Origin of the sequence: Streptomyces sp. NPDC088116 (assembly GCF_044741745.1) — a bacterium.
Lineage (GTDB): Bacteria > Actinomycetota > Actinomycetes > Streptomycetales > Streptomycetaceae > Streptomyces.
This window is the reverse complement of record NZ_JBIUTF010000001.1, coordinates 501,065-520,923: the sequence shown is the minus strand read 5'-3', so window position 1 is coordinate 520,923 and position 19,859 is coordinate 501,065. Positions and strand designations below refer to the sequence as shown.

At 70.7% G+C, this 19,859-nt stretch carries 18 protein-coding genes and 1 tRNA gene; 6 read left to right on the top strand and 13 right to left on the bottom strand.

What is annotated here, in order from left to right:
* Positions 1-57 precede the first annotated feature (57 nt).
* The gene (locus ACIOJD_RS02270) at positions 58-741 is read left to right on the top strand and encodes a GTP-binding protein (protein WP_401908887.1); all 684 of its coding nucleotides are present in this window, start codon (positions 58-60) and stop codon (positions 739-741) included.
* Between the two features lie 101 nt (positions 742-842).
* Positions 843-2,093, top strand: coding sequence for a styrene monooxygenase/indole monooxygenase family protein (locus ACIOJD_RS02265; RefSeq protein ID WP_401907781.1), 1,251 nt, complete (start codon positions 843-845; stop codon positions 2,091-2,093).
* A 126-nt stretch (positions 2,094-2,219) separates the two neighbouring features.
* Here ACIOJD_RS02265 and ACIOJD_RS02260 read toward each other — a convergent pair whose 3' ends face one another.
* The 4 genes from ACIOJD_RS02260 to ACIOJD_RS02245 form a co-directional block, all read right to left on the bottom strand.
* Positions 2,220-3,605 (bottom strand): NlpC/P60 family protein, encoded by a 1,386-nt coding sequence (locus ACIOJD_RS02260; RefSeq protein WP_401907780.1) that lies wholly within the window; start codon positions 3,603-3,605, stop codon positions 2,220-2,222.
* 152 nt (positions 3,606-3,757) lie between these two features.
* Positions 3,758-4,039, bottom strand: a complete 282-nt coding sequence (locus tag ACIOJD_RS02255) for a hypothetical protein (RefSeq protein ID WP_401907779.1) — start codon at positions 4,037-4,039, stop codon at positions 3,758-3,760.
* A 132-nt stretch (positions 4,040-4,171) separates the two neighbouring features.
* On the bottom strand, positions 4,172-5,392 hold the full coding sequence (locus ACIOJD_RS02250; RefSeq protein ID WP_401907778.1) for an FAD-dependent monooxygenase: 1,221 nt from the start codon (positions 5,390-5,392) through the stop codon (positions 4,172-4,174).
* Positions 5,389-6,786 (bottom strand): MFS transporter, encoded by a 1,398-nt coding sequence (locus ACIOJD_RS02245; protein ID WP_401907777.1) that lies wholly within the window; start codon positions 6,784-6,786, stop codon positions 5,389-5,391. The genes ACIOJD_RS02250 and ACIOJD_RS02245 overlap by 4 nt, the downstream gene beginning before the upstream one ends.
* A 314-nt stretch (positions 6,787-7,100) precedes the next feature.
* Here ACIOJD_RS02245 and ACIOJD_RS02240 point away from each other — a divergent pair, with 314 nt between their 5' ends.
* Positions 7,101-7,733, top strand: a complete 633-nt coding sequence (locus ACIOJD_RS02240) for a TetR/AcrR family transcriptional regulator (protein ID WP_401907776.1) — start codon at positions 7,101-7,103, stop codon at positions 7,731-7,733.
* Positions 7,734-7,788: 55 nt separating this feature from the next.
* Here the strand turns inward: ACIOJD_RS02240 and ACIOJD_RS02235 are convergent, their stop codons facing one another.
* The 8 genes from ACIOJD_RS02235 to ligD all read right to left on the bottom strand — a co-directional run bounded on the left by ACIOJD_RS02235 (position 7,789) and on the right by ligD (position 16,802).
* On the bottom strand, positions 7,789-8,733 hold the full coding sequence (locus ACIOJD_RS02235) for an alpha/beta fold hydrolase (RefSeq protein WP_401907775.1): 945 nt from the start codon (positions 8,731-8,733) through the stop codon (positions 7,789-7,791).
* Positions 8,734-8,902: 169 nt separating this feature from the next.
* Positions 8,903-10,012: an amidase family protein gene (locus tag ACIOJD_RS02230; RefSeq protein ID WP_401907774.1), complete on the bottom strand. Its 1,110-nt coding sequence runs from the start codon at positions 10,010-10,012 to the stop codon at positions 8,903-8,905.
* Positions 10,013-10,028: 16 nt separating this feature from the next.
* Positions 10,029-11,486, bottom strand: coding sequence for a penicillin-binding transpeptidase domain-containing protein (locus ACIOJD_RS02225; RefSeq protein ID WP_401907773.1), 1,458 nt, complete (start codon positions 11,484-11,486; stop codon positions 10,029-10,031).
* Positions 11,483-12,973 carry an FtsW/RodA/SpoVE family cell cycle protein gene (locus ACIOJD_RS02220; protein WP_401907772.1) on the bottom strand — a complete coding sequence of 497 codons (1,491 nt, stop codon included), beginning with the start codon at positions 12,971-12,973 and terminating at the stop codon, positions 11,483-11,485. Before ACIOJD_RS02220 ends, ACIOJD_RS02225 begins: the two co-directional genes overlap by 4 nt.
* An 80-nt stretch (positions 12,974-13,053) precedes the next feature.
* Positions 13,054-14,499, bottom strand: a complete 1,446-nt coding sequence (locus tag ACIOJD_RS02215) for an ATP-binding protein (RefSeq protein WP_401907771.1) — start codon at positions 14,497-14,499, stop codon at positions 13,054-13,056.
* Complete coding sequence (locus ACIOJD_RS02210) at positions 14,496-15,305, bottom strand: hypothetical protein (protein ID WP_401907770.1); 810 nt, start codon at positions 15,303-15,305, stop codon at positions 14,496-14,498. Before ACIOJD_RS02210 ends, ACIOJD_RS02215 begins: the two co-directional genes overlap by 4 nt.
* A gap of 78 nt (positions 15,306-15,383) precedes the next feature.
* Complete coding sequence (locus ACIOJD_RS02205; protein WP_401907769.1) at positions 15,384-15,725, bottom strand: zinc-ribbon domain-containing protein; 342 nt, start codon at positions 15,723-15,725, stop codon at positions 15,384-15,386.
* A 192-nt stretch (positions 15,726-15,917) separates the two neighbouring features.
* Positions 15,918-16,802 carry a non-homologous end-joining DNA ligase gene (gene ligD, locus ACIOJD_RS02200; RefSeq protein ID WP_401907768.1) on the bottom strand — a complete coding sequence of 295 codons (885 nt, stop codon included), beginning with the start codon at positions 16,800-16,802 and terminating at the stop codon, positions 15,918-15,920.
* A 50-nt stretch (positions 16,803-16,852) separates the two neighbouring features.
* Here ligD and ACIOJD_RS02195 point away from each other — a divergent pair, with 50 nt between their 5' ends.
* Both ACIOJD_RS02195 and ACIOJD_RS02190 read left to right on the top strand, forming a co-directional pair.
* Positions 16,853-17,845, top strand: coding sequence for a Ku protein (locus tag ACIOJD_RS02195; RefSeq protein WP_401907767.1), 993 nt, complete (start codon positions 16,853-16,855; stop codon positions 17,843-17,845).
* A gap of 212 nt (positions 17,846-18,057) precedes the next feature.
* A tRNA-Arg gene (locus ACIOJD_RS02190) sits at positions 18,058-18,129 on the top strand.
* A gap of 170 nt (positions 18,130-18,299) precedes the next feature.
* Here the strand turns inward: ACIOJD_RS02190 and ACIOJD_RS02185 are convergent.
* Positions 18,300-19,070 carry a TetR/AcrR family transcriptional regulator gene (locus tag ACIOJD_RS02185; RefSeq protein WP_401907766.1) on the bottom strand — a complete coding sequence of 257 codons (771 nt, stop codon included), beginning with the start codon at positions 19,068-19,070 and terminating at the stop codon, positions 18,300-18,302.
* A 105-nt stretch (positions 19,071-19,175) separates the two neighbouring features.
* On the opposite strand from ACIOJD_RS02185, the gene ACIOJD_RS02180 reads away from it, so the two are divergent.
* On the top strand, positions 19,176-19,562 hold the full coding sequence (locus ACIOJD_RS02180; RefSeq protein WP_401907765.1) for a VOC family protein: 387 nt from the start codon (positions 19,176-19,178) through the stop codon (positions 19,560-19,562).
* The last annotated feature ends 297 nt before the right edge of the window (positions 19,563-19,859 follow it).

Below are 19,859 nucleotides of genomic sequence, written 5' to 3'. Positions count from 1 at the left end.
TCTCGTACCTCCGAATCCTCACGCGTGTCCGGCGCGTCCGGCTTCTCGACCTCGACGGTGGCTCCCGCGCCGGAGCACGCCGCCGAGCCCGAGCGAGCCGCCGCGCCGGCGCGTGCCGCCGGGCCGGAAAGCGCCGCCGCCCCCGAGCCGGAACCCGAAGAGGCGCTCCAGGCCTGGCAGTTGGACCGTACCCGCGCGCCGATCTCCACCAAGATAGTGATCGCCGGCGGCTTCGGCGTCGGCAAGACGACCTTCGTCGGCGCGGTCTCGGAGATACCCCCGCTCCAGACCGAGGCCATGATGACCCAGGCCAGCGCGGAGACCGACGATCTCAGCGCCACGCCCGACAAGGTCACCACGACCGTCGCGATGGACTACGGACGCATCACCCTCGACGACGACCTTGTGCTGTACCTGTTCGGTACGCCGGGCCAGCAGCGCTTCTGGTTCATGTGGGACGACCTGGTGCGCGGCGCGATCGGCGCGGTCGTCCTGGCCGACACCCGGCGGCTGCCCGACTGCTTCCCCGCGCTCGACTACTTCGAGAGCTGCGGACTGCCGTACGTCGTCGCCGTCAACCACTTCGATGGCACCCAGGCGTTCGAGCCGGCGGATGTGCGGGACGCCCTGTCGATACCGCCGAGCGTCCCCGTACAGATCATGGACGCGCGCCGGCGGCAGACGGCGGTCGACTCCTTGCTCGCTCTGGTACGTCACGCGCTGGCGGTTTCCGCCGAGTAGCCGGGGAGCCGGGGTAGCGTCTGCCTGCGTTGGTCTTCGGTCAACGCCAGTTGTCAGCCGCGCGCGCCAAGCCGCACCACGTACGCAACGGAGAACCCGCCATGCGGAAGATACTCATCGTCGGAGCCGGCCAGTCCGGGCTTCAGCTCGCCCTCGGACTCCAGTCACGGGGGTACGAGGTCACCCTCATGTCCAACCGTACGTCGGACGAGATCCGCTCCGGCCGGGTCATGTCCACGCAAGCCATGTTCGACACCGCGCTCCAGCACGAGCGCGATCTGCGCCTGGACTTCTGGGAGACCCAGGCGCCGACGATCGACGGGCTCGGCGTCTCGGTGGCCGCCCCGGACTCCAGCCGCGCCGTCGACTGGGTCGGCAAGCTCGACGGGTACGGCCAGTCCGTCGACCAGCGGGTCAAGATGGCGGGCTGGATGGAGACCTTCGCTCAGCGCGGTGGCCAGTTGGTGATCCACGGCGCGGCGGTCTCCGACCTGGACTTCTTCGCCCGTACATACGACCTTGTCATGGTCGCGGCGGGCAAGGGCGAACTGGTCTCGATGTTCGGCCGCGACGCCTCCCGCTCCCCGTACGACGCCCCGCAGCGCGCGCTCGCCGTCTCCTACGTCCACGGACTCGGCCCGCGCCCGGAGCACCCGGACTTCGACGCGGTCCGCTGCAACCTGGTGCCGGGCGTCGGCGAACTGTTCATGATGCCCACCCTCACCACCTCCGGCCGCGCCGACATCCTCTTCTGGGAGGGGATACCCGGCGGGCCGCTCGATGTGTTCCAGGGCGTCAAGGACCCGGCCGAGCATCTCTCGCTCACGCTGGAGCTGATGGAGCGCTTCACGCCCTGGGAGTACGAGCGCGCCCGGAAGGTCGAACTGACGGACGCGGGCGGCACTCTGGCAGGCCGGTACGCGCCGACCGTACGGAACCCGATAGGGCGGCTGCCCGGCGGCGGTCTCGTCCTCGGGGTCGCCGACGTCGTTGTCGCCAACGACCCGATCACCGGCCAGGGCTCCAACTCGGCCTCCAAATGCGCCGCTTCGTATCTGGACTCGATCGTGGCGCACGGCGACCGGCCGTTCGACGAGGCGTGGATGCGGTCGACGTTCGACGGTTACTGGGACATCGCGCGGCATGTCACCAAGTGGACGAACGCCATGCTGGGTGTCCCGCCGGAGCATGTCCTGGCACTGATCGGCACGGCGGGCCGGTTCCCGGCGGTCGCCCGCCGGTTCGTGAACGGCTTCAACGACCCCTCCGACTTCGAGAACTTCTTCTACGAGCCGGAGAAGACGTACGCGTACCTGGCGCAGGCCGAGGCGGAGGCAGCGGGCGCGGCCTGACGCGGCCGGCCGGCGCGGCTCGCCGCGACCGATCGCTCTCGGCCCTCGGCCCTCGGCCCTCAGCTCTTCGGATCGGAAGTGCTCTCAGCCGTCAGCTCCCAGCCCTCAGCCCTCAGCCCTCAGCCCTCAGCTCTCCGGGCCGGAAGTCTGGCTGTAGCCCGTGTCCGAACCGTCCTTGGCACCCGGGGGCAGCTCCGGCGGTTCGTACGCCGCCGGAGCCAGGGACGCGGCGCCCGGGTCCGGTCGTACGGCGCCGAGCAGCGGGTTCGCCGCGATGGGGGAGACCTTGACGCGGGTTCCGGGGCGGGGCGCCTGGATCACCATTCCGTCGCCCAGATAGATCGCCACATGTGTGGCCTTGGGGAAGTAGATCACCAGGTCACCGGGGCGCAGTTCGCGCAGTGAGACCCGGGGGAGTTCGCTCCACTGCTCCTGGCTGGTACGGGGGATGGTCAGGCCGGCGTGCGCCCAGGCCTGTTGGGTCAGCCCCGAACAGTCGAAGGAATCGGGCCCCTCGGCGCCCCACTCGTACGGTTTGCCGAGCTGGTCGACGGCGAAGTCGAGGGCTTCGCCGCCGTCCTGGGAGGGCGTCCTGGGCGGCGTCCCGGGCTCCGCGCCCGCCTGCGCATCGGCCTGCGGCCCGGCCGCGCCGGCCGGCTGCTCCCCGAGGGCCCCGGAGGAGAGCAGTTCCCGCTGGGCTCTGGCCGTACCGGCCTTCTCCAGCGCGGCCACCGCGGCGATCTGCTCGGCGCTGAGGGAGGCGAGCAGTTTCTCGACCTCCTGGAGCCGGGACCTGACCATGTCCCGCTGCCTCTGCTGCTTGACGGCGAGCTTCTGCTGGGCGTCGAGGGCCTCCCGGGACGCCGCCGCCAGAGCGTCGGCACGCTTCTCCCCGCCCGCGAGCCGGGACACCGTCGCAGCCCGGCCACGCGCGGCGTGCTCCAGCAGATACCCCTCGTCCAGGGCGTGCTGAGGGTCGCGGGCGAGCAACAGCCTTAGATAGCCGGAGAGTTCGGACTGCCCCTGGTACTGCTCACGTGCCAGCCGGCCGACATCGTCGTGGCTGCGCGCCAGTGCGGTACGGGCCTGGGTGAGCCCGGTGGAGAGCCTCTTGACCTCGGCGCGCTGCCGGATCAGTTCGGTCTTGGTCGCGTTGTACGCCTCGGTGGCCTCTTCGGCCTCGCGGTAGAGCCGTTGTAGCTCGGTCAGCATCCCGGCGACGGTGACGGGCGGCGAGGCGGCGGGCGCGGCACCGCTGCCGGCCGCGCCCTCGCCGGGCGTCGAAGTGGCGGGCGTCGTAGCGGCGGATGCCGACGTACCGGGTACGGCCGTACCGGGTACGGCCGTACCGGGCACGGCCGTACCGGGCGTCGATGTCCCGGCCGTTGACGTACCGGGGCCCCTGTCGTCGCCCGGCTCCGCGGCGGCGTACGAGGCGAACGGCACCGCCGCCAGTACCGTCACCGTCGCCAGTGCCGCCGTACAGGCGGATCGCAGCACTCTGCCTGACACACCATCACCTCCGGTCGCGGGAAGGGCCGTCCAGTCGGCCCTGGGCCGCCAGCACTAGGTGATGATGGAGTGATATGAGAAGTGAATACCGCATTAAGGGGCAAGCTGGCGCAACAGCATCACCCCTCGGAGGGACGGGCGGGCGGCCTCCGTTACGGCGCGGAGCCGCCGCCCGGCTTGGACCAGGGCCACCTCAGCGTGCGGCGCTCGCGGCCCTCGGGGACGTACTCGTACATCCAGCCGCGCTGGATTCCGAGCCGCTTGGTGTACCCGGCCGGTGCGCGCCGGTAGGTCAGCACGGTGGCCGGTCCGCCGTCCGCGTCGGGCACGGGGATCTCGTACCACTTGGGCGGCTGCCCGGTCGGACCGGTCAGGACGGGCAGGACGCGCCCGTCCATCGGCCCGCCGACAAAGGGGGTCTCCGTGCTGTTCATGACTCCACTCACGACGGGGTCCGGCCGGACGAACCCTGATCATGTACGAGCTGTCGTCCAGGCCCGGTACGCCCGGTACACCTGGCAGTCCAGGCGCCCTGACGACGATAGTCGAGCGGCCATGCCGCCCCCTCACGTCATGGGCGTGAAGGCGGGCAGGGTGAGGGCCGAGTGGGCCGGTCGTCCCTCCCCGGGAGGCATGGCGCCGAGATTGCGCAGCATGTCGTTGCGCTGCTCCAGGGCCCGAGCGGTGGTCGGGAAGAGTGTGGCGTCGCCCTCGCCGACCTGGTCCTGGTTCACGGTCACGAACTCGCGGGTGCTGTGTTCGTAGGCGGCGAAGCCGGCGGCGTGGTCCCGGTCGGCCAGGGAAGAGGCGAGCATGTACGCGCCGACGAGCGCGAGGCTGGAGCCCTGTCCGGTGAGGAACGAGGGTGCGTACGCGGCGTCGCCCACCAGCGCGACCCTGCCGCTGGACCAGCGGGGCATCCGGATCTGGCTGACCGCGTCGAAGAACAGGTCGTCCGCGTCGCGCATGGCGGCGAGCAGGCCCGGGACCTCCCATCCCGCGTCGGCGAACACCGCGGTGACCAGGTCCCGTTGGGCCTGGGGGTTCCGGAACGCTTCGAACGGCGGTTCCGGATGGGCGAAGTTCAGGAGGGCGTGCACCTCGTCGTTGTCCCCCGGGGCGTAGAGCGCCGCGGCCCTGCCCGGGGTGTTCCACATGATGGTCTCGTGGGAGAGCCCGAAGGTGTCGCGCAGGGTGAATCCGGCGAAGCAGTAGCCGAGGTACCGGTGGAACTGTTCTTCGGGGCCGAACAGGAACGCGCGGGTACGCGAGTGCAGTCCGTCCGCACCGCACACCAAGTCGAACGTACGTCTGCTGCCTCCGAGGAAGGTGACGTCGACTCCGTGGCCGGACTGGTCGAGGGTGTCGATGCGGTCGTTGAACAAGAACTCCACGTCGTCACGGACCGCCGTGTACAGAGCGCCGGTCAGATCCCCGCGCCGCACCTCCAGGTCCGCTCCCGCGACACCGCCGGTGACGGTGTGCGGGTCGACCGAGGCCACCTCGCCGCCGTCCCTGTCGAGGAAGGTCAGCCGGCGCAGGTCGATGTGCGCGTCCCGCAGCCCTGGCAGGATTCCCATTCTCCGGACGACCTCGAGTGCGGTACCGCGTACGTCGACGGGGTAACCACCGCCACGAGGCGCGCCCGCCCTCTCGACCACCGTGACCGCGAATCCGTAGCGGTTCAGCCAGAACGCGAGGGCGGGCCCCGCGACGCCGGCCCCGGATATCAGGACCGTGCGCCTCGGCGCGGTACGGATGTCCCTCGACACATCGGTGCCGGTCATTCCCTGACTCCTTTGTTCATGGTGCGGGCGACGAGCAGGGCCGACGCCGTGACGGCGCCGGCTATGACGAAGCCGGTGACGAAGGCCGATTCGGCCGGGACATCCGACCCGGAAGGGGTCCCGGCGGTGAGGATCGCTCCACTGGCCTGCACACCCACGGCGAAGCCGAGCACGCGTGTCACCAGGACCAGGCTGGTGGCGATGCCGGTGTCACTTCGATCGACGGAGGTGGCGGTGCCGGTCACCATCGCCGTGACGCACAGGCCGTTGGCAAGCGCGATCATCGTCTTGCCGATGACGAGGTGCCAGACCTCGGTGTGCACGGCTGCCAGGGCGATCAGGGCGGCGACCATGATGACGATCCCGGCGGTGACCACGGCACGCGAGCCGAAACGCCGCGCCCCCATCCCGCCGAGCGGCCCGGCCAGCGACGCGGCAATGGCGCCGGGCAGCAGGTAGAAGCCGATCTCGGTGGCGCCGGCCCCGAAGCCGTACCCGTCGGCGGACACCGCGAACAGCTGCGGGACGAGATAAACCGGCACCGAGGTGCCGACGCAGATCACGAACGTGAGCACACACGACTTCCACACCGCGGGCCGCGCCAGCATGCGCAGATCGACCATCGGCGAGGCCGCACGACGCTCGACGGCGACCCATCCGGACACAAAGGCGGCCAGCACCACGAGGAGGGCGGCGAGCACGAGCGGCCGCGAGGCGATCTCGGGTGCCAGCGCGAGTACGAGCATGAGCGTGACCAGCGTCCCGCTCAGGAGAACCAGGCCGGGCCAGTCGACCCCGGATTCGTCCGACCGGCCCGGCGGATCATGCGGCATCAGCCTGTTCACCAGCACGGTGGCCCCGACGACGGCCATCGTCGGCAGCGCGAACATCCAGTGCCGGGAAAGCTGTTCCGCCACAGGCCCGGCCGACAGCGTTCCCGCCATCCCGCCCCCCACGAACAACCCGCTGACCACCCCGATGGCCACCTTCGCCTCTCCCGCGGGGAGGTGTTCGCGCACCAGGATGAACGACAGGGGCAGGGCGCCCACCATCGCCCCCTGGAGTACCTGACCGAGCAGCAGCACCGGCAGGTTGGGCGCCAGGGCGGACACCAGGCCACCGGCCGCGACCACTGACATCAGCCGGATCAGGACCCGTTTACCGCCGTACCGGTCGCCGAACTTGCCCGCGACCGGTGTGATGAGCGCGCCGGTGATGAGGAGCATGACGCTGAGGAGAGCCCCTTCGGCGGGACTCATGTCCAGCTCGCGTTGCAGGAGCGGGAGCGTCGGCGTCACCACCGACTCCAAGGCACCGGTGGCGACCGCCAGCGCGCCGAGGGCTCCGACAGCGGCCTTCCCGATGCGGACCGGGGGATCGAGAGTCGTGGGCATGGACGTCCTTTCCGTCTTTGCCGGGCGAGCAAGCCGGGCGAGCGAGCCGGGCGGGCAAGGGGGGCCGGCCGTACGCGTGGCACTGCCGCCTTGCCGGACCCGGCGCGGACACGGCGGCCATGCACGCGCACGCGGGCGCGGTGCGCTTGGTGCTTCGTGGACAGGTCCGACGCCGTCCGGCGGGGCGAACCCGGGGAAGCGGTGACCGAGTTGACGCACGCACCACTCCGCCGGACGAGCGGGTGCACGAGTGCGGCACGCTCGGAACGGAAATTACACTACACCGTGCAGTGCAGAAAGGTTAGGATGTGCTCATGCCGACCACGAAGACACTGCGCGAGGGCTCCACGCGGAAGCGGGCCGCCATCCTCGCGGCGGCCCGGGAACTGTTCCTCGCCGACGGCTTCGACCGCTCCAGCGTCGACGCGGTCGCCGCTCGCGCAGGGGTGTCCAAGCGGACGGTCTACGACTACTTCGGCGACAAGCAGACGCTGCTGCGAGCAGTGGTCGACGGCGTCGGCCAGTCGCTGATCACCACGATCCGGCGCACTCTCGACGACACCCTCACCGACCGCACCGAGGCCGTCGACCTCGAAGACGCCCTGGTCACGTTCTCGATGCGCATCGCGACCGACATGCTCGACTCGGCGGAGTACGCGACGCTGCAACGACTGGTCCGGGCGGAGTCCGGCCACCTGCCGCACCGGGGCTACAACTCCATGGCCGACACCCCCGACGAGGCACTCGCCGAGCGGTTCGCCGCCCTCGCGTCTGCCGGGCTGCTCGACGTCCCCGACCCCCGGCTCGCGGCGGACCAGTTCATCGCGCTGACCTTCGGCGTCGCGCTGGACAGGCTCGGTTCCGCGAACGCCGTGGAGGACACCCGCGTCCGGCCACTCGTCGTCGAGGGAGTACGGACCTTTCTCCGGGCCTACCGAACCAGGTAGGGCTCGGGGGAACCATGTACTGATTCCCCCGGACGGCGGTGTGCGGCAGGGGTGTTCAGAGCGTGCGGGTGAAGGCGAGCAGCCGCTCGGCCACCGACTCGGGCTCCTCCAGCAGCATCGCGTGCGTCGCGTCGATGTCCTCGACGGTGACCGAGTCCGGCCGTTCCCGTACGAGTTCCGCCAGATCCCGGTCGAGTCCCTTCGCATGCGACTCGATCAGCTCCTCGAACCACTCCATCCCCGGCATCGGAGGCTGCGGGCGCCGGCCCCGGACGCACAGCACGGGACACGGCACGCGCCGTATCAGCGCGAGGATGTCGAGGGCGTCCAGCGCGTCCAACGTCTCCAGCGCCTCTTCGCGTAGGGGCAGCGTCTGGAAGCGGCCGTCGGGCAGTTCGCGGACCGCGCCGCGCGTCGCCGCCTCGGCGCGCGCGTACGGGATGCCGAACCTGCCCGCGTAGAGCGCCTGTTGCTCCACGTACTCGGCGGGCGCGATCAGCCCGGCGGTCGACCGCGTCATCTCGCCGATCCGGGCCAGGCCCTCGGTGACGGTCGCATGGTCGAGGTCCGGGTACTGCTCGGGGCGCCCCCACCAGAACCCGTCGAGATTGACGGCGCCAGGACACGCCCCGCCGTGCCGGGCGGTGTTCTGGACGGCGTACTGGAGCGCGATCATGCCGCCCAGCGAGTGGCCGACGGGGACGGCGTGCGGGATGCCGTACGGCTGGAGCGCCCGCTCGATCGCGGTGACGGTCGCCTCGAACGACCACGGTCCAGGGGTCCCGGAGCCGCCTTCGGAGCGGCCGTGACCCGGCAGATCCAGGGCGAGTACCCGGCGGTGGTGGGGGACGAGCAGCGGCGCGACGGTCTCCCAGTCGGCGAGCGAACGCCCGAAGCCGTGGAGGAGGACGAGGGCCGGGCCGTCGCCGTCACCCCCGTGGTCGCGGACATGGAGGGCGTGGGCAGGCAGGGGCAGAGGGGTGGGATTGGGAGTGGGCATGCGCCTACGCTACGGCGCCCGGCGCGCCACGAGATCATTCTGCGGGAGGACGGAATCGGGCCGTGTGCGGGGCCATAATGGATATACGCCGAACACACTGCGGGGATCGGGCGAGGCACGACGGCCTTGATTCCACGGGGAGTTCAAGGCGGGTGACACGCATCCGCGTTCACCCGCGTTCCGCCGCCAGGGCGATGTCCACCAGCGAGAGTTCCGCTCCACGATCGGCCACCAGCTGTAGCCCCACCGGGCATCCGTCCGCCGTGAAGCCGGCCGGAATGCTCGCCGCAGGGTGCCCGCTCAGGTTGAATGCCCAGGTCAGCGCGGTGGAGTAGCGCTCACCCGGACCCTCGTGACCGTGTGGGCGGTTCGGTGTGACCGGGGTGAGCAGCAGCGGCGTGCGGGCGAACAGCGCGTCGAGCCGCCGGTCGTTCTCCGCCCGTACCGCCAGGGCCGGGGTGCCGGTGTCTCCCGGCGGCGCGCCGCCCCGTATCGCCAGCCACGCCTCGCGGGGGTCGAGCAGGGTGAACGGCCTTTGTGTCCGGACGAGTTGTACGATCCCGGCCGCCACCAGCCGCTCCACCGCCGCCCGTACCACCGCCACCACCTCCGGGTCCGGCCCGGCGAATCCCAGGTCGGGGGAGAAGACAGCGGGCACCGGCGCGGGCCCCGGCGCGGGCCCGGGTGTCTCGTCCGAATCGAGGACACACCGCAGATACGCCGCCGCCTGCGCCGCGGACCGGGCCAGCACACCCGCCGAGGCCAGGCCCGTACGGTCCGGTGAGGGCAGCAGCCCGTTCGTCGTCTTCAGGCCGAACACCCCGCACCAGGCGGCCGGGATACGGACCGAACCGGCGCCGTCGCTGCCGGTCGCCAGTGGGACCATGCCCGCCGCGACCGCCACCGCCGACCCCGCCGAGGAACCACCAGGAGTACGGTCGGCGCGGTACGGGTTGACCGTACGGCCGTACCGGCCCTGCCCCCAGGTCTGCCAGTACGTGCCGGGCCCCGGCACCGCCGTCGAACCGACCGGTATCGCCCCGGCCGCGATCAGCCGCTCCGCCGCGTACGACCGGATGCCGGTCGGCCCCTTCACCCCGAACGGCACTCCGGACAAAGGCAGTTGACGGTCCACCGTCCGGGCCCGCTCCAGGGCTTCCTCACCCCAGACCTCGACAAAGGCACACAGCCGTGGGTCGAGCCGTTCGATCCGCGCGAGCGCCCGCGCCACCGCCCCGGTGCCACCCACCGCTTCCGTCTTCCCCGCTGTCCCTGCCAAGAGATCCCTCCAGCTCTCAGTCTCGCAGCGCCTCCTCCATCACCGCCCGCGCGATCGGCGCCGCGTCGCCCCCGCCGCTGATGTCCGCCCTGTCGGCCTCGGCGTCCTCGACCACCACCGCCACCGCGACCGCCGGCCGGACCGCGTCGTCCGCCTGCGCCCAGGCGATGAACCAGGCATACGGCGTACCGGAGTTGCCCACCCCGTGCTGCGCCGTCCCCGTCTTGCCGCCGACCGTCGCGCCGTCGATCGCCGCGCTCGTGCCCGTACCCTCCTCGACGACATCGACCATCATCCGTCGCAACCACTGAGCTGTGGCGGGGTTCATCGCGCGCTGGTAGGTCCGCTCGTGCGTACGGGACTCGACATCGCCGTCCGACGCGAGGATGCGGCCCACCAGATAGGGGTACTTGAGGTCCCCGCCGTTGGCGACCGCCGACGCGACCATCGCCATCTGGAGCGGGGTGGCCCTCGTGTCGTACTGCCCGATCGAGGACAGCGCCAGCTGATCGTCGCTCATGCGGGTGTCGAAATGGGACGCGGCGACCCCCGACGGGATCGTGATCCCGGTGTCGTTGAAGCCGAACTTCTCCACCGTGTCCACCATCCCGGACAGCCCGGTCCGTACGCCGAGTCCGGCCATCACCGTGTTGCAGGACCAGGTGATGGCGTACTCCAGCGACGCCTTGTCGCACCCCTCGGCCTCGTTGGGGAGTGTGGTGTCCGTCCCCGGCAGGACGTACGGCTCAGGGATGTCGGTCGGGGCGCCGGGATCGGTGACCGTCCGGGAGTCGAGCGCGGCGGCCGCCGTCACGATCTTGAAGGTCGAACCGGGTGGATAGGTCTGCCGGATGGCCCGGTCGAGCATCGGCTGGTCGCTCTCGCCGTTCAGCCGGGACCAGGCACCGGTGACGCCGGGGCCCGTGCCCGACAGCTGCCCGGGGTCGTACGAGGGGCTGCTGACCAGCGCCAGGATCTTGCCGCTGGACGGCTCGACGGCCGCGACCGCGCCCCGCCGGCCGGCGAGACCTTCGTACCCGGCGCGCTGCATCGACGCGTCGATGGTGGTGGAGACCTGGCCGCCCGGCTGCCGGCTGCGGGTGATGTCGTTCCAGAAGGGCAGCGGGGCGAGCGTCGAGGCCGTACCGGAGAGGACGTCGTCCTCGGCGCTCTCCAGCAGGGTCGTGCCGTACGTCTGGGAGGCGTAACCGGTGACGGGCGCGTACAGCGGGCCCTGTGTGTACGTACGCTCGTACCGCAGTTGCTGGCCGGTGTCCTTGGATCCGGTGACGGTCCTTCCGCCGACGAGGATGTTGCCGCGCGGCTGGGAGTAACGGGCCACGGTGTCACGGCGGTTGGCGGGATTCCTGTCGAGGGAGTCGGCTTCGATGACCTGGATCCTGGCCGCGTTGACCAGGAGGGCGGCCAGGAGCAGCAGGCAGAAGAAGGCGGTCCGCCGGATGTAGCGGGTCACCGCTCGTCCTCCCGGTTCCTCCGGGACTCCGGGTTTCTTCGGGACTCCGGGTTTCTCCGTGACTGCCCTTGCCTCCCGGGGCCGCCGTTCTCCCAGGGGGGTCCGCTCCTCCAGGGGGCCCCGGCCGTCGGCGCGATGACTCCTGTCTCCACGTCCGCCGGTCGGGGGCTGCGGGCCGAGTGGCTGAGCCGGATCAGCAGCGCCACCATGATCCAGTTGGTGACCACGGACGAGCCGCCCTGGGCGAGGAAGGGCATCGCCATACCGGTGAGCGGGATCAGCCCCATCACGCCGCCCGCGATGACGAAGACCTGGAGGGCGAGGATCGAGGCGAGGCCGACGGCGAGCAGCCGGCCGAAGGGATCGAACAGCGAGAGGCCGGTACGGAACCCGCGGGCGACCAGCAGCGCGTACAGCATGAAGATGGCCGTCAGACCGACCAGGCCCAACTCCTCGCCCGCCGTGGCCAGGATGAAGTCCGACTTGGCGGCGAAACCGATGAGGATCGAACGGCCCCGCCCGAGGCCGGTGCCGAACATCCCGCCCGCCGCGAACGCGAAGAGGGACTGGGCGAGTTGGCCGGGGCCGAGGCCCGCGTCGATGGACGCGAAGGGGTGCAGCCAGTCCTGCACCCGGCTGTTCACATGGGGTTCGAGCGACCCGACGGCGAAGGCGCCGACCGCGGCGAGCAACAGCCCGACGGCGATCCAGCCGGTGCGCCCGGTCGCCACGTACAGCATGATCACGAACAGTCCGAAGAAGAGCAGCGAGGTGCCCAGGTCCCGTTCGAGGACCAGGACCATGACGCTGAGCAGCCAGATCGCCACCAGAGGGCCGAGGACCCGGCCGGTGGGGAGCTGGAGCCGCCAGACCGTACGGCCGGTGTACGCCAGGGCGTTGCGGTTGGCGGCGAGGTAAGCGGCGAAGAAGACCGCGAGCAGGATCTTGGCGAACTCGCCCGGCTGGAAGGAGAATCCGCCGACCCTGATCCAGATCTTGGCCCCGTTCACGGCGGGGAAGAAGATCGGCACGATCAGCAGGACCAGCGCGGTGGCGACCGCGAGGTAGGCGTACCGCTGGAGTACGCGATGGTCACGCAGGAGCGCGACGACGGCGATGAACAGCGCCACGCCCAGTGTGGACCACACCAGTTGGGTGGACGCGGCCCGGTTGTCCGGGGTCTCCAGGTCGAGCCGGTAGATCAGCACCAGACCGAGTCCGTTGAGGAGGACCGCGATGGGCAGGAGCAGCGGATCCGCGTACGGGGCCCGGAACCGGACCGCCATGTGCGCGAGGAGGGCGAGCACGCCCAGTCCGGCCCCGTATCCGGCGGCGTCGGGCGGCAGGGCGTCGTTCTTGCCGAAACCGACGCCGATGTAACCGAAGACGGAGATGAGGACGGCGCAGACGAGGAGCGAGAGTTCCACACCCCGGCGCTTGGCGAGGCGGAGCTCGGGCGGGGGAGAGTCCGCCTTCGGTGCGGTCATGCGCTGAACGTAGCAAGGCGGCATGTGTTATGTCCGCAATGCATGGCAATGCAGCACTCGGTGCGACTTCCGGGTCGGTGTCAGTCCGGCGGGACAGCGGTGTGACCGGCCAGGGTGTGACCGGCCTTCGCGTGGGCGGCGACGGGAGGGGCGGGAGGGCCTAGGCGGGCGGGAGGTACGTATTCGGGAAGCGTCACCCGGGCGAGCGCCCCGCCGTCCGGGGCATCGCCGAACACCAGCTCGGCGCCGATCGCCGCGGACTGCCCGACGGCGATGGTCAGTCCCAGCCCGTGCCCCTTGCCGCCGCTGCCGCTCTCCGTACGGAACCGCTGCGGCCCGTGCTCCAGCAGATATGGCGGATAGCCCGCGCCATGATCGCGTACCGTCACGACCGGGCCGTCCACGGTCAGGACCACCGGGGGCCGGCCGTGCTTGTGGGCGTTGGCGACGAGGTTGCCCAGGACCCGCTCCAGCCGCCGCCGGTCGGTCTCCACGGAGGCGTCCCTGACGACCCGTAGCTCCGTCGTCACGTCCATCGCGGTGTTCGACGCGCGCACCACCCCCTCGGCCAGCGGCGCCAGCGCGTGGACGGCCAGATCGACCGTCTCCGTACGGGCGTCGAGACGCGAGATCTCCAGCAGATCCTCGGTCAGCGTCCGCATCGTCCGTACCCGGTCCCGGACCATCTCGGTCGGCCGGCCCTCGGGCAGCAGCTCCGCCGCCGCGGTGAGGCCGGTCAGCGGGGTGCGCAGTTCATGGGCCACATCGGCGGTGAAACGCTGCTCGCTCAGCAGCTTCCCCTGGAGCGTGGAGGCCATGGTGTCCAGGGCTCCGGAGACCGTGGCCACCTCGTCCTGCGGCCGTGAAGGAACCTTCGTACGGGGGTCGTTGACACGTGCGTCGAGGTCGCCGGCGCTGATCCGGCGGGCCACCTGCGCGGTCAGATGCAGCCGTCGGGTGACACGGGTGACGGCGAACGCGCCGACGAGAAGGGTGGCGCCGATGGCGAGTGCGGAGGAGCCGAAGATCGACCGGTCCAGGTTGGTGATGGTCGCCTGGCTGAGTGTGTAGTCGACCCGGACGGCGAGCACTCTGCCGTCGGCGGGCCCGGCCGCCCACATCGTGGGCCGGCCCTGGTAGCCGGCGACCATCGTGCCGCGCCGTCCGTTCAGCGCGAGCGCGCGCAGCGACTCCGGCAGGCCGTGTGTGTCCAGGCCGGAGAACCGGGGGAGCGGCTGGCCCGCCTCGTAGAGCCCGGCGACGCTGTCCAGCCGGGACAGGGCCTTCTCGCGCGCGGAGTCGACGGTCTGGCGGGTCACCGAGACATGGACGAGTGCGCCCAGGAGGGCGGCGAGGGCGCAGCACATCACCGTGATGAAGACGGCGGCCTTCCAGGTGAGGGTGGCGGTCCAGGCAGGCAGCCGGGCCCCGCGGTGTGCGGTCCAGGCGGGCAGCCGGGCTCCTGGGCGTGCGGTCCAGGCGGGCAGCCGGGACCCGGGGTGTCTCCTCGCGGGGTGCCGCCTCATGAGGTGCCCGCCGCCGGTGGGGTGCGTGACCCGGTGGGGGCCGTTCCGGCGGGGACGATCTCGTCCCGGGCGGGGAGCATCACGCCCTGCCGCGCGTCCCAGGACCAGGCCGTCCGGTACTCGTACCCGGGCATGCCCGCCGAGACCACCCGCACAATCAGATCCCGGTCCGCCAGTTCGACGCCGACGATCTGGTCGGAGGTGGACATGATCCGGGTGAGGCCGCCGTTCTCGGCCGCGTAGCAGCGGACGGCGAGCTGCTGGTCGGGCATTCTGACGCCGACGATCAGCTCGTCCCGGCCATCACCGGTCAGATCGTGGCGGTAAGCCCTCAGAACCGGACACAACGTGGGCTTCGCGGACCGGGACCGTGATGCCGGGGGCCGGGGCCGGGACGAGGTGCCGGGCGGCGGCTTTCCGAGTTCCCGACCGGAGTGTGTCCAGGGGCCGTCCCCCTCGCACTCGGCGAGCCGGGCGGCGGTCTGCTCGGGGAATCCGTCGGGTCCCTCGATGTCGTCCGGGTGGGCGTCGGCCTCCGCCCGGACGACGGTGACGGGACTCAGCGCGCCGATGGCACCGGGCGTGACAGCGATGCCGGGGACGCGTGCCGTGTCGCGCTCCCCGAAGTCGAGAGGCGGCGCGGAGACGCTGGGGAGTCCGGGCCAGAGGCGTACGGGGCCGACGGCGGTCGGGGTGGGGCCGGCGCTCTTGAGTCTGCCCTCGTCGCTGCACGCGGACAGGGAGAGGGACAGCGTGGCGGTGGCGGCCGCCAGTGCTGTGCCGACTGCGGCGCGGTGAGGGGACAAGGTGCTCCTGGAACGATCGGTCGTTCCATCACCTTATGGGGAGATAAACCGGTTTCTCGGCCTTGTGGACCGCGAGGCTCAGTGCTGGTACGGGTTTTTCCGCTGCCCGTTGCCCGGTCCGGAACCGGGTCCGTTCCCGTGGCCCTGTCCAGCCCCCTGCCCGTACTGCTGTCCGGCGCTCTGCCCGGCGTTCTGGGCGAGCAGCTGGTCGGCCTGATCCTTGGTCAGTTGCTGCTCCGACCCGCAGAAAGTGCACTGCGTCGCGTACTTGGTGGAGAACGGGAAGAGCGGCACGAAGAACAGGGTGAATTTGCTGACGCGCTTCTTGAGGGTGTGTGCCGACGGGTTGCCGCACTGGCCGCAGATCAGCGTCAGTATCGCCAGTTGGTAGAGATAGCCCTTGGTGCCGAAGATGATCATGTGCGGGGTTCCTTCCGTGAGGGGGACCCTGGGGGCCCTGGGAGGGCGGTGGGCCCTGGGGAGAGTGTGCCGCACGGGGGTGACGGGAGGGCGGGCCGTGCGGGAATTCCCGCGCTGTCGCCGAACTGTCCGGTGCTTGTTCCGATGGTCCGCACGGCCTGCCTGGGCCCAGCTCCCCGCGCCTGTGCCGGATCAGGGCAGCGGCCCGGCACTGCCGGGATCGAGGAGCGGGCCGAGGAGGTCTCCGTACCGCTCCAGTCGGCCCGCGATGTCCTCCAGGCGGAAGACCAGCTGCTCGGCGGCCGTACAGCTCTCGATCTCGTCCCAGGTCACAGGCGTGGAGACGGTCGGTTCGGCCCTGGCCCGCAGCGTGTAGGGCGCCGCCGTCGTCTTCGCGGCGGCGTTCTGGCTGTGGTCGACGAAGACCTTCCCCGGCCGCAGTGAACGGCGCATCCGGTGCACCACCAGCTCGGGCAGCGCCGCCTCGGCCTCGACGGCCAGGCCCTTCGCGTACGCGGAGACCTCGGCGCAGTCGGCGCTCACCAGCGGCACGAGGACATGCAGGCCCTTGGAGCCGGAGGTCTTCGCGTACGCGTCGAGACCGTCCGCGCCCAGCCGCTCCCGCAGCCAGAGCGCCACGCGGCAGCACTCCACGGCGGTCGCCGGTGCCCCGGGATCCAGATCGAAGACGAGCCGGTCGGCACGGTCCGGCGTCCGGGCCCGCCACTGGTGCGTGTGGAACTCCACGACCAGGTTCGCCGCCCACATCAGCGCCGCCAGCTCCTCCACCACCACCTGTTTGCCGGTGTCGGCGGTCTTTCTGGGCACCTCGGCGATCCGTACCCAGGCGGGGGTGCCGGGCGGCGGATTCTTGGTGAAGAAACGCTGGCCGTCCGGCCCGTCCGGATAGCGCAGGAAGGAGACGGGGCGGTCGGCGAGATGGGCCAGCAGGGGGCCCGCCGTCCGGGCGTAGTAGTGCAGGATCTCACCCTTGGTGGTGCCGGTGGCCGGGTAAAGGATCTTGTCCAGATTGCTGAGCGACAGGCGCCGCCCCTCCACCACTGTGATCGGCGTCATACGATGAGAATCCCATAGATTCCATGGATATCGGATGAAAGGGATGAAACGTGCGATCCATCTGGAACGGTGCGATCTCCTTCGGGCTGGTCAGCATCCCGATCAAACTGGTGAACGCCACCGAGAACCACTCGATCTCCTTCCGGCAGATCCACAAGGAGGACGGCGGCCGTGTCCGCTACCGCAAGATCTGCGAGCTGGACGACCAGGAGCTGACGGCGGCGGAGATCGGCAAGGCGTACGAGAGCGAGGACGGGTCCGTCATCCCGATCAGCGACGCGGACCTGGCCGCGCTGCCGCTGCCCACGGCGAAGACGATCGAGATCGTCGCGTTCGTCCCGGCGGACTCGATCGATCCGCTCCAGATGGACGCGGCGTACTACCTCTCCGCGAGCGGCGTCCCCGCGGCGAAGCCGTACACCCTGCTGCGCGAGGCGCTGAAGCGCAGCAACAAGGTCGCCGTCGCCAAGTTCGCGCTACGGGGGCGGGAGCGGCTCGGGATGCTGCGCGTGGTCGATGACGTCATCGCCATGCACGGCCTGCTCTGGCCGGACGAGATCCGCGCCCCGGAGGGCGTCGCGCCGGAGGCGGACGTCACCGTACGGGACGCCGAACTCGACCTGGCCGACGCCCTGATGGACACTCTCGGCTCGGTGGATCTCGCCTCGCTGCACGACGACTACCGGGAGGCCGTCGAGGCGATGATCGCAGCCAAGGCGGAGGGCGAACCGGCACCGGAGCGGACCCCGGCGGAGGCCGGGGGAGGCAAGGTCATCGACCTGATGGCGGCGCTGGAGAACAGCGTGCGCGCGGCGAAGGGGGCGCGCGGGGAGGAAGGGGGCGCGGAGGTCACACACCTCCCGGAGCGGAAGCGGAAGCAGGCGGCGAAGAAGACGACGGCGAAGCAGGCCACGGACAAGCAGCCGGCGAAGAAGGCCGCGACGGCCAAGAAGTCCGCCTCGGCGAAGAAGACGGCCTCGGCGAAGAAGGCCGCTCCGGCGAAGAAGACCGCCTCGTCAGGGCGGAAGCGCGCGTCGGCGTGAGCCGGGGCGCGGACATCGGGCGGCGGACATCCGGGCGGCGGACATCCGGGCGGCGGACATCCGGGCGGCGGGCATCCGGGCAGCGGGCATCCGGCCGGCGGACCGGGCCCGAGACTGCCGCGAGATGCGAGTCCCGAGCCGGAAATACCTGTTCACAGCCACCCCGTCGAAGCTGGTAAGGTTTCCTTCGTCGCCGAGCAACACAGCGATACGCCCCCGTAGCTCAGGGGATAGAGCATCGGCCTCCGGAGCCGGGTGCGCAGGTTCGAATCCTGCCGGGGGCACCTTGTAAGAGGTGTCCGAAGGTCCTGGCCTCAGCGGAAACGCTGAGGGCAGGACCTTCTTTTTGTGTGCGGCCGGACGCGGCGCCGAGCCGTTGTCCGTCGGTGGTCGCGGCGTATTCGTCGGCGGCCCGGTTCGGGCCCCTCGATGTTTATTTCGGGCCCCTCGATGTTTATCGGGAACGGCTCGCGATCAGCTGGGTGAGGCCGTCCAGGATGCGCTGGAGCCCGAAGCTGAAGGCGTGTTCGGGGTTGTACGCGCCCTGGTGGGCTTCGCCCGCCGCACTTCCGACCCGGGCCGCGAGGGGGAACCGGGCGGGGTCGAAGACCCGGGCCAGAAGTGGCGCGTTGGCGGCCCACCACTGTTCGTCGGACATGGCGCTGTCGCGTGCCGCGGCCTGGGTGTCGAGGTCGGCGCGGGCGACGGACTGGACGAAGCCGAGCAGGAAGGTGAGGGCCGCGTCCATCTCGACATCGTCGAGCCCGAGGCCGTCGAACGCGGCCAGTTCGTGTTCGTACTTGGCCATGAGCCCGGGACCGAGCGGCGGGCGCGTAGTGGGCACAGTCGCCACCCAGTGATGGCGCCTGAACAGGTCGCGGTTCTCGTGTGCGACGGCCTCCACCCTCGCGCGCCATGGGGCGGCTGAGTGATCGGTGCGCGGCATCCGCAGATAGGCGGAGTCCAGCATCAGGGCAAGCAGCTCCGCCTTGCCCGGGACGTACGTGTAGAGCGTCATCGGTGTCACCCCCAACTGCTGGGCGACGCCGCGCATCGTCAGGGCGTCCAGCCCGCCGGAGTCGGCGAGTTCGATGGCGGCCCGGACGACAGCGTCGACCGACAAGCCCTGCTTGGGGCCGCGTCGGCGGCCGCCCTGTCCGGACTCGCGCCACAGCAGTTCCAGGGTGCGGGCCGGGTCGCCCGCGCCGCTTCGTCCCTTGGTCACGCGCTCGCTCCATGTTCACCGGAGGCTTTGCCGCCGCACCCCTCAACTCTGTACGGTGTATACCGTACAACGTACAGAGATGAATCTCGAACCTTCGGAGAAGCCATGCAGATCACTTCCACTGCCGTCTCCCTGACCGTCGACGACGTCCCTGCCTCCGCCGCGTTCCTGACCGGGCACTTCGGTTTCCAGGAGGTCATGGCCACCGAAGGCTTCGCCTCCCTGGTCCGCGAGGACGCCCTCAACGTGATCTTCCTGAAGCGCGGCATCGAGGTCCTGCCCGAGGGGGTCAGGGACCAGCACGCCGCGGGCGTGATCACCGCGTTCACCGTGGCGGACCTGGACGCCGAATACGAGCGACTGCGGGGCGAAGGCGTCGCCATCACCATGCCGCTGCGCGAGGAGCCCTGGGGCGAGCGTCTCTTTCAGGTCACCGATCCGAACGGTGTGATCCTTCAACTCGTCGCCTGGGCCTCACCCGGCAACGAGTGACGGCTTTGAGGCCGATCACGGAGGTGGCGGTCGCCCCGTGATGTGAGAAGCGTCGTCCTGGTCGGGCGAGTCCGGGGCGGGCGGGGCCGAGTCGTCATGATCGATGAGCGGAGTTCTCGCCCGGTCCACATCCTTTTCCTCTTTCCGGCGCCTTACGGGTCCCGTGCGGCCCGTCGACCCCGAGGGCTCCCATTTCCCTGACCTGAACTCCCTTTCCAGGAACGGCTTCAGCCGGTATGCGGTCGTGACGCCGATCGAGTTCTCCGGGCATCGTCGGTCATCCCATTCCATGGGGCG